A 9,037-nucleotide genomic window follows, 5' to 3' on the forward strand; every position below is an offset into this window, starting at 1 on the left:
GGCTAATTAGCCACGCAAGCTGCGGTCCTTGATAAAGCGGTTGGACTGCGGCTGGAAAAGCAGCGCGAGGGCGACGATCAAGGTGATGGGGATAATCAGCAGCCCGAGCCCGCCGATGCCGAGTGCAAGAGCGGCGATATTGGTAAAAAGCGCGAATGCGATGACCACGGTGATGATGCGGCGCGCCCACTTGGACCCGCCGGCCAGCTGCGCCGCGAAGAGCGCAAGCAGGATAGCGCCGACGGCATTGGTCACCGCGACAAATAGGCGATTGGAGTGGAGGTACTCCGCGACCTGCGCATTCTGCGGCTCCACCTGTGGCCCGCCCGAGCCGAAGATGCCCACCATGCCGCTCACCAACATGATCACGGCGCTGACGACGAGCACCCAATATGCCCAGCGCAGCGGCCGCGGCCACGCGTCGACGCTCTCCTTGGCAGAGGTGTTTCGGGCCGCGCGGTTATAGTCGCGGGGCCCGGGCCGCTCGGTATTATTCATCGCTTGTTCTCCCGGTCAGTGCGGCTAGCACCGTCGGCACGGTTGGTGCGGTCGCGCCTGTTGCCGTCGCGTTTGCTGCGCTGGTCGTCTTTAGAGCGCTTGCGCTCTTCTTCGGCGCGCTTCTTCTCGCGCTGCGCTTGCTCGAGTTCCTTTTCCAGCTCGCGCATCTGCTCGAGTTCGCCGGTGTAGTCCAAGGTCTCGGCCCGCACGGAGAAAATCAGGCCGAGTACCGCCGCGACGCCGACAAGGATCTGCACCATGCCATCGGCGGCAAAGAGCCAATCGGGCACGTCCGCGCCGGCCGGGGTGACCATGAAGGTCAGCAGGATGCGGAAGCCGAAGTAGAGCGAAAAAGCGAACCACACGCGGCGCGAGGTGCCGGCCCGCTTGCTGCGGTTAGCAAGGGACCGCAACAGGAAGGCCAGCAGCACGATAATCGCAAGCGAAATGGCCGCCGAAAGAGCGACGGAGCCGTAGGCGGCGGTGCGGAGGAAGGCGTCGGAAAGCTGGGCTTCATCCACGCCGGCCGGTGCGGATTTGGCCATCTCCTTGGCCTGCGACATGAGTACGTCGTGGTTGAGCAGCGTGAGCACCACGTTGAGCACCTGGTGCACGGCCTCGCCGCATAGCCCGCCCAGCCACAGCCACAGCATGTACGTCACGGACTCCGGCCGCTGCTGCCGCGGCGGGCGTTGCGTGCGAGGGGCAGGGGCGGGCGACGGGGGCGTAGCAGTCACAGGGGTCCTTTACTTGAGCAGGCGGGCGGCTTCGGTAGCGAAGTAGGTCAGAATCTGGCCGGCGCCGGCGCGCTTGAATGCGGTCAGCGACTCGAGCATGATGGCTTCGCCGTCGATCCACCCGTTGGCGGCCGCGGCCTTGACCATCGCGTACTCGCCGGAGACCTGGTAGACCGCGACCGGCACGGGAGAAGTCTCCGCCACGGCCGAGAGCACGTCCAGGTAGGGCAGGCCGGGCTTGACCATAACGAAGTCCGCGCCCTCTTCGATGTCGAGCTCGGCCTCGAGCAGGGACTCGCGGAAGTTGCGCGGATCCTGCTGGTAGGTGCGACGGTCGCCTTCCAGGGAGGAACCGACGGCATCGCGGAACGGGCCGAAGAAGGCGGAGGCGTACTTGGCGGAATAGGCCATGATGGCCACGTCCTCGTGGCCGGCCTCGTCGAGATCGGCGCGGATGGCGCCGACCTGGCCGTCCATCATGCCCGACGGGGAGACGATCTGGGCGCCGGCGCGGGCTTGGGAGCGGGCCATGTCTTGGTAGAGCTTGACGGATTCGTCGTTAAGCACGCGGCCCTTGTCATCTAATACGCCGCAGTGGCCGTGGGAGGTGAACTCGTCCAGGCAAGTATCGGCCATAACGATGAGGTCATCGCCGAATTCCTCGTGCAGGCAGGAAATACCGCGGTTCAAAATGCCCTGCGGGTCCCAGGCGACGGAGCCGGTATCGTCCTTGTCCTCATCGAGCGGCACGCCGAAAAGGTCGATGCACGCCACGCCGGCCTCCAACGCCTCTTCGGCCGCGCGGCGCAGCGAGTCGAAGGTGTGCTGGTAGACGCCCGGCATGGAGGGAATCTCGCGCGGTGCGTCGAGGCCGTCCACGATGAACATGGGCAGAATCAGGTCCGAGGGGCGGACCTCGGTTTCGGCCACGAAATTGCGCATCTGCGGGGTGGTGCGCAGGCGGCGTGGGCGGCGGGCTGGGAAGGTGCTCATTGGGTACTCCTTAGAGCGAGACTAAAACTTATGCCTTGTCGACCTTAGTAGCCTTCTTGCGCGAGCGGCGTTTCTTGCGCGGCGCGGGCAGGTTTCCGGCGGCGCGGAGGGCGGCGACGTGGTCTGCGAGGGCGTCGACAAGCGCGGGCACATCGGCGACTTCGGGCACCACATCGACGCGCAGGCCCATCTCTTCCGCGGCCGCTCTTGCCGACGGCCCGATACACGCAATGATCGTCCGCTGGTGCGGTTTGCCCGCAATGCCCACCAGATTGCGCACGGTGGACCCGGAGGTGAAGGCGACGGCGTCGAAGCCGCCGGTCTTGATCATGTCGCGGATCTCGGCCGAAGGCGGGGCGGCGCGGACGGTGCGGTAGGCCACGACGTCGTCGACCTCCCAGTCGAGGGCCTTGAGCCCGTCAACCAGGGTGTCGGCCGCGATATCGGCGCGCGGGAGTAGGACGCGGCCGACGGCGTCGATGTCTTCTACGAAGTTGGGGAAGACATCGAGCAGGCCCTCGGCGTTCTGCTTCTTCTTGTGTGGCAAAAGCTCTGGGACCATACCCTTGGCGCGGATGGCGGCCGCGGTTTTGGTGCCCACGGCCGCGAGGTGGACGCCGGCGAAATCGCGGGCGTCGAGGCCAAGCTGGGCAATCTTGTCCCACACCGCGGTCACGGCGTTGACGGAGGTGAAGACGATCCACTTATAGCGGCCCTCAACGATGCCCTTGATGGCGCGGTCCATCTGCGCCGGGTTGCGCGGCGGCTCGATGGAGATGGTGGGCACGTTTTGCGGGATGGCGCCGTAGCCGGCCAGACGCGCGGACATCGGGCCAGCTTGTTCCTTGGTGCGCGGGACGAGCACGCGCCAGCCATAGAGTGGGCGGTTTTCCCACCAGGAGTACTTGGTGCGGTCGTCGATGCTGCGGCCGAGAGTAACGACGAGCGGGCCGGTGAGGTCCGCGTCGAGCTTGCCCATGGTGCCCAGCGTGGTCTCATAGGTGCGCTGCAGGCGGGTGGTGCCGTGGACGGTGACAAATGCATCGGTCTCGGCCGGCATGCCGCGCTGCTGCAGCTCCTCGGAGATGACAGGCAGGTCCTCCTTGGTGGCCTGCAGGACGATGGGCTGGGTGGCGTTGGCCAGCGCGTCCCAATCGGCGCCGTCGGTAACGTCGGCCTCGGTATAGGTGGAGCCGAGGGCAATGCCGGCAAAGGACGGCACGGTAGACGGCAGGGACATGCCCGGCACTACCTGGAATTCCAGGCCAGCAGACGCCACGGCGTTGATCTCGGCCTTGATGGACTCGCGGTGCAGCGGGTTGCCGGTGACCAGTCGGATGACGTCCTCGCCATCGGCCTCGACCAAGCACTCACGCAGCTGGCCCACGATATCTTCGGCCGGCTCGTACAACACCGCGGCCGTTGGCGGCGCGGGGCGGGGCGGTTTGCGGCGCGCGCCCTTGGCTTTGGCATCGGCGCACATTTGGGCGTATTCGGCCTCGGCGGCGTCGAGAAGCTCTTGCGGAACGGGCAGCGCGGCGGCGACGGCATCGCGCACGCCCTGCATGACCTGCGGATCGGTCACGGCGATGGCACTATTTGCCAGAACCTCGCGGGCGCGCACGGTCAGCAGGTCGGGATTACCTGGACCAGCGCCCACAAAGACGATCTTGCCCAATTGGGTGTCTGGCGCGGCATTGCTCATAAAGTTCTTTTCTAAAATCGGGCGCGCGGCACCGCGCACGGACATGATCGCATGCGGTGTGGTTCCCCGCGCCGGCGGTGGGTGACACGGTCTTAACGGCCAAAATCCCAGGCCTTGCGTCCTGGGATGCCCTTAAAGGGGGCCGGATCATTGCGGGACAATGATCTGTGGTATCTACACCTTAAATTATTAGCGCCTAAAGGCGAAATTACTTGCCCAGCAGCTCGGCCGCGCCACCGGCGAAAAGCTCGTCCGAGATGCGCGCGCCAAGATCGGCGGCTTCGGCCGCGGAGCCGGAAGCGGTGGCGGTGAGCTGGCGGGATCCGTCGAGCGCGAAGACGCCGCCGCGCACGGTGAGCTGGTCACCGTCCCAGCGCGAGGTGGCGGCCACCGGCGCGGTGCAGCCGGCCTCGAGGCGGGCCAGCACGGCGCGCTCACCAGCAGCGGCGGCCGAGGCGCGGTCGTCGACAATGGCGTCTAGGGCCGCGGCTGCCTCAGTGCCGGCCACGGCCTCGATGGCGAGTGCGCCCTGGGCCGGCGCCGGCATGAAGACGGAAGGCTCGAAGATTTCGGTGGCGCGGTCCGCGTAGCCGCCGCGCAGCAGGCCGGCGTAGGCCAGCAGGACGGCGTCGAGCTCGCCGTCGGTGACCTTGGACATGCGAGTATCGATGTTGCCGCGCAGCGGGCGAATTTCCAGGTCTGGGCGGAGAGCGGCCAGCTGGGAGATGCGGCGCGGGGCGGAGGTGCCCACACGCGCGCCCTGCGGCAGCTGCGCCAGGCTCAGACCATCGCGGGCGACGAGCGCCTCGCGGGAATCCTGGCGCTGCGGCACCACGAGGCGGAAGCGTTCATCGGGGGCGGTGGGCAGGTCCTTAAACGAGTGCACGGCAATATCGCATTCACCGGCATAGAGCGCCTCGCGCAGCGCCTGGGTAAATACGCCGACGCCGATGCGCTCGACCGGCGCCATATTGACGTCGCCGGCGGTGGTGACGATGTGGAGTTGGGAGTCAAAGCCGGCGTCGATAAGCCAATCGCGCACATGACCCGCCTGGGTGGTGGCGAGCTTGGAGCCGCGGGTACCAATCTGAAACATTTAGGCCTCCTTTGCCATGGTGGGCAGTTCATTGACGGCCACGGACACACCGGAGCCTTCCAGCTGCAGGCCAAAAAGCTCCTGCAGGGCGTTTTCGCTGCTGACACTGCTTTCCGACGCCGCCAGCTTCTTCGCCCTAACCGTCGGTTCATGCAGCAGTTTATCGGCCACACGCTTGAGCGCGCGCTGAACGTCCTCGAGCTGCTTGCCCGCGAGCTCGGGGTGCTTGTGCTGCAGGCGCGCGGCCTCGCACTCGACGAGATCGGCCGCGCGGCGGTGCAGGGCGCTTACGGCCGGGGCGACGTCGCGCACGCGCTGGGCCGAGGTATAGGCCGCCAGCTCTTCGTCGACGATGTGGCGGGCCTGCACGTGCGGGCTGGTCCCGGCCGCGACATCGGTATCGGCGGCCGAAAGCGACTTGCTCAGGCGCTCGATATTGACCAAGTCCACGCCCTCGGCCGCGGCGGCGGCATCTTCGATATCGCGCGGCAGGGAGAGATCGATGAGCATGAGATCGCGGCCGGCGGGGAGGTCGGCGGCTTCGATGGTGAAGTTATCGGCGCCGGTGGCGGAAATGGCCAGGTCGACGTCGGAAAGCGCGGCGGCGCGCTCGGAAAAGTCTACGACGCGGGTGGCAACGCCCGCCTCCTCGGCGTGGCTAGCCAGGCGCTCGGCGCGCTCGCGGGTGCGGTTGGCCAACACTAGTTCCTTGACGCCCAGCCGGCCGGCGTGGGTGGCGGCGAGGGACGCCATGGCGCCCGCGCCAAGGACTAGCGCGGTCTTGCCGGTCAGGTCCGCGGCGTCGAGGCGCTGCAAGGCCTGGTCGAAGGCGAAGGACACCATGGAGGCGCCGGCCTCGTCGATATCGGTCTCGGAGTGCACGCGCTTGCCCGCCCGCAGCGCGGCCTGCGCCAGCGCGTGAATGCGCGGGCCGACCGTGCCCTGCTCGGAGGCGGACTGGTAGGCGCTGCGCACCTGGCCGATGATCTGCTGCTCGCCCACCACCATGGAATCCAGGCCGGAGGTCACGGACATGAGGTGCTCGGCCGCGGCGTCGGCATAGCGCACGTAGAGGTAGTTGCGCAGCTCCTGCTCGCCTACGCCCGAAACCTGGGTGAGCACGCGCACGACTTCCTGGACGCTGGCGTGGAAGGAGTTGGTGACGGTGTAGACCTCCATGCGGTTGCAGGTGGAGATAATCATCGCCTCTGACAGCGGCTCGGCCGCCACGAGTTGCCCGCAGGCGGAATCCTGGACCGCACTATCCATGCTCAGCTTTTCCAGCAGCGCCACCGGCGCCGACTGGTGGGACATGCCCACGACGAGCACGCTCATGCACAACACTCCTCAACCCTTTGATTGATTTTAATCCTCCAAAAGACTACCCGTCGGTGTCGCGGATCCCGAATCAACCGGCTAGCTCGGCCGCTAACTCCTCGTTGTCTACTTCCCAGCATGCAAACTCTTCGCCGTCGATGACCACAACGGGCACGCGGTCACCGAACTCCATGGCCAGCTCCGCGTCCTCATCCACGTTACGCACGGCAAGCTCCGCGCCTGCCCGCTTGACGACGGGGGTGATCTGCTCCCTCACGCGCGCGCAAGAACCGCAGGTGGTGCGCACCATGAGCTCGACGAGATGCTGAGACATATTCTCCTCACAAGGACGGCAGCGGTCGAAACCATTACTATGGACACGTTAGTCCACCCCGCGTTTGCGAAAGCTGTTTGTCTCACTCGTGTCCGCTACCACTCCCCCAGGGTTCCCCGAATCCCCCCGCGACTTCTTGGCCAATTGGACCGCCTCGCGCGGTAACCTGCGTAATTTCTTGGAGACCCAAGCGCTCGCCCCGCTGGACGAGGAATCGCAGCGCACCGCCGGTGAAGCCGCGGCCGCCGCAGCGCTGGAGGAATTCGGGCTGGAACTGGAGGATTTTGCCTCCGGCGTGGACTCGGTCACCGGCTCCTATGACGCGGCCGGCGCGCAGCGCATCACTGCCCAGGATCCGGACGTACCGGTGGATGTGGGCGCGGCAGCGTTTTTCGACGTCGACAACACCCTCATCCAAGGCTCTTCCCTCGTGGAATTCGCCTTTGGCTTGGCGCGCAAGCGCTACTTCCGGCTTTCTGAAATCCTGCCGATTGCGTGGAAGCAGCTCAAGTTCCGCGTCTCCGGCAGCGAAAATGCCAAGGACGTCGCCGTCGGCCGCGCGCAGGCGCTGGAGTTTGTCAAAGGCCGCAGCGTCGACGAGCTGGTGGAACTATGCGAAGAAATCGTGGACGCCTCGCTCGCCCGCCGCGCCTACCCCGGCACCACGCAGCTCGCGGAGATGCACCTAGCCGCCGGCCAGCAGGTATGGCTGGTCACCGCCACCCCGGTCCAGCTGGCGCAGGTGCTCGCCCGGCGCTTCGGGTTTACGGGCGCGCTCGGCACCGTCGCGGAGGTCAAGGACGGCAAGTTCACCGGCCGGCTGGTCGGCGATATCCTCCATGGGCCCGGCAAAAAGCACGCCGTGGCCGCGCTCGCGACCATCGAAGGCCTCGACCTCTCGCGCTGCACTGCGTATTCGGATTCCGCCAACGACGTGCCCATGTTGTCCATGGTCGGCACCGCCGTGGCCATTAACCCAGACCGCAAGCTGCGCGATATCGCTGGCGACCGCGGCTGGCTCGTGCGCGACTATCGCTCCGTGCGCCGCGCCATCCGCACCTATGGCCTCCCGGCGCTGGCCACCGCCGCCTTTTCCTATGGCGGCTGGCGCTACTATCGGCGATAGAAATAGCGCCAACACTAACGTCTCTAAATGGGCAGACGACTTACGTTCCTAAGCCCATCGGGATGTATAGCTACCCCATAGCCGCGACGTTGCACGCGAGAACAACCGCACTAAGGGCCGTCATCCCGAGGCAATTAACCCAAAACTCCTGACCGACGAAGTTCGCTTTGATATGAGCGATAATGGCAAAAACAAAGTAACCGAGTACACCAACTGAGACAGTGGCTGTAATCGACGGGTTATTCAAGGTTGCCCCGAGGATCAAGCCAAGTGCAGCGAGTGCCTTAATTCCGATAAGCGCCCACCACCAGTCTTGAGGGAAATTAACTCCGCTAAGGCAGCGACTAATGAATTTAGGCGGCTTGATAGAAAGCACAGCATCGCCTATTAAAACGACGGCTAAAAAATACGTACCAAAGACAGCTAAAGACCCCATGCAAAACCTTCCTTGAATCAGGTACTGAGTACACCATGCATCGCATGAACCAACTTTTTTAGGTTGAATCGAGTCTACAGTTCAAGACTGGGAAGCGAACGCTCGTGGGAAGGTCAGCGCAAAAGCCACCTGGAATGGCCAGTCTCACTGCCCTTGGCTTAACCCGAAAACAGAAAACCTCCGCCCCATGCAAAGGCACGGTGCGGAGGGAAAGAAGCGGGCTGGGGTTTACTTGCCCAGCTTACGGCGCTGCACGCGGGTGCGGCGCAGCATCTTGCGGTGCTTCTTCTTGGACATGCGCTTGCGGCGCTTCTTAATGACGGAACCCATGGAGTCCTCACTTTCGTGTAGTACGTACTGTCAAACTTGTCGGCGCTAGAACGGCGAAGGTGCACTCTTGCCGCCGTGGCCGCACGGACCGCGGGCCACATCAGCGAGCCGACACGAATGCACACCATCTTACCCAGCACCCAGCCCGTGACCAAAAAGGGCCCGCGACAACAACAGCGAGAAACAACAGCGCCCACCACCGCTGACCACGAGGGCCAACAGAGGTGGGCGCTGTCTGTGCGGCGCGAGCCTAGGCTCCGTAGACGGAAGCCTCCAGGTACTCGTTGACGGCAGACTCGTGAACGCGGAAGGAGCGTCCGACGCGAACAGCCGGCATTTCGCCTGCATGAACCAAACGGTAGACGGTCATCTTGGAGACGCGCATAATCTCGGCGACCTCCGCGATCGTCAGAAAGGTTCCCTTTTCTTCATTTGCCATATATATCTAACCCTTCAGCTCGTTAC

11 protein-coding genes are annotated in these 9,037 nt (G+C 65.0%); 1 reads left to right on the forward strand and 10 read right to left on the reverse strand.

From position 1 onward, the window contains the following. Window positions 1-6 precede the first annotated feature (6 nt). From QP909_RS02970 to QP909_RS03000, 7 genes are all read right to left on the reverse strand, one after another. Window positions 7-498 carry a tellurium resistance protein TerC gene (locus tag QP909_RS02970; protein WP_284766073.1) on the reverse strand — a complete coding sequence of 164 codons (492 nt, stop codon included), beginning with the start codon at window positions 496-498 and terminating at the stop codon, window positions 7-9. Next, window positions 495-1,235 (reverse strand): hypothetical protein, encoded by a 741-nt coding sequence (locus QP909_RS02975; protein WP_284766074.1) that lies wholly within the window; start codon window positions 1,233-1,235, stop codon window positions 495-497. The genes QP909_RS02970 and QP909_RS02975 overlap by 4 nt, the downstream gene beginning before the upstream one ends. 9 nt (window positions 1,236-1,244) lie before the next feature. Next, entirely contained in the window at window positions 1,245-2,228 is a 984-nt protein-coding gene (hemB, locus tag QP909_RS02980; protein ID WP_284766075.1) for a porphobilinogen synthase, read from the reverse strand. A 28-nt stretch (window positions 2,229-2,256) separates the two neighbouring features. Continuing rightward, window positions 2,257-3,933 carry a bifunctional uroporphyrinogen-III C-methyltransferase/uroporphyrinogen-III synthase gene (locus QP909_RS02985; protein WP_284766076.1) on the reverse strand — a complete coding sequence of 559 codons (1,677 nt, stop codon included), beginning with the start codon at window positions 3,931-3,933 and terminating at the stop codon, window positions 2,257-2,259. Window positions 3,934-4,141: 208 nt separating this feature from the next. Beyond that, on the reverse strand, window positions 4,142-5,029 hold the full coding sequence (gene hemC / locus QP909_RS02990; protein ID WP_005323002.1) for a hydroxymethylbilane synthase: 888 nt from the start codon (window positions 5,027-5,029) through the stop codon (window positions 4,142-4,144). After that, the gene (locus QP909_RS02995; RefSeq protein ID WP_284766077.1) at window positions 5,030-6,364 is read right to left on the reverse strand and encodes a glutamyl-tRNA reductase; all 1,335 of its coding nucleotides are present in this window, start codon (window positions 6,362-6,364) and stop codon (window positions 5,030-5,032) included. It lies immediately after the preceding gene. Window positions 6,365-6,437: 73 nt separating this feature from the next. Beyond that, window positions 6,438-6,680, reverse strand: coding sequence for a glutaredoxin family protein (locus QP909_RS03000; protein ID WP_198492452.1), 243 nt, complete (start codon window positions 6,678-6,680; stop codon window positions 6,438-6,440). 88 nt (window positions 6,681-6,768) lie between these two features. Here QP909_RS03000 and QP909_RS03005 point away from each other — a divergent pair, with 88 nt between their 5' ends. Beyond that, window positions 6,769-7,806 (forward strand): HAD family hydrolase, encoded by a 1,038-nt coding sequence (locus tag QP909_RS03005; protein ID WP_284766078.1) that lies wholly within the window; start codon window positions 6,769-6,771, stop codon window positions 7,804-7,806. A gap of 70 nt (window positions 7,807-7,876) precedes the next feature. Here the strand turns inward: QP909_RS03005 and QP909_RS03010 are convergent, their stop codons facing one another. From QP909_RS03010 to QP909_RS03020, 3 genes are all read right to left on the reverse strand, one after another. After that, window positions 7,877-8,242, reverse strand: coding sequence for a DoxX family protein (locus QP909_RS03010; protein WP_284766079.1), 366 nt, complete (start codon window positions 8,240-8,242; stop codon window positions 7,877-7,879). A gap of 228 nt (window positions 8,243-8,470) precedes the next feature. Further along, on the reverse strand, window positions 8,471-8,572 hold the full coding sequence (locus tag QP909_RS03015; protein WP_003855542.1) for a 30S ribosomal protein bS22: 102 nt from the start codon (window positions 8,570-8,572) through the stop codon (window positions 8,471-8,473). 250 nt (window positions 8,573-8,822) lie between these two features. Then, window positions 8,823-9,011, reverse strand: coding sequence for a helix-turn-helix domain-containing protein (locus QP909_RS03020; RefSeq protein ID WP_005276651.1), 189 nt, complete (start codon window positions 9,009-9,011; stop codon window positions 8,823-8,825). Window positions 9,012-9,037 lie beyond the last annotated feature (26 nt).

Source organism: Corynebacterium sp. MSK195 (genome assembly GCF_030228885.1).
Classification (GTDB): Bacteria; Actinomycetota; Actinomycetes; order Mycobacteriales; family Mycobacteriaceae; genus Corynebacterium.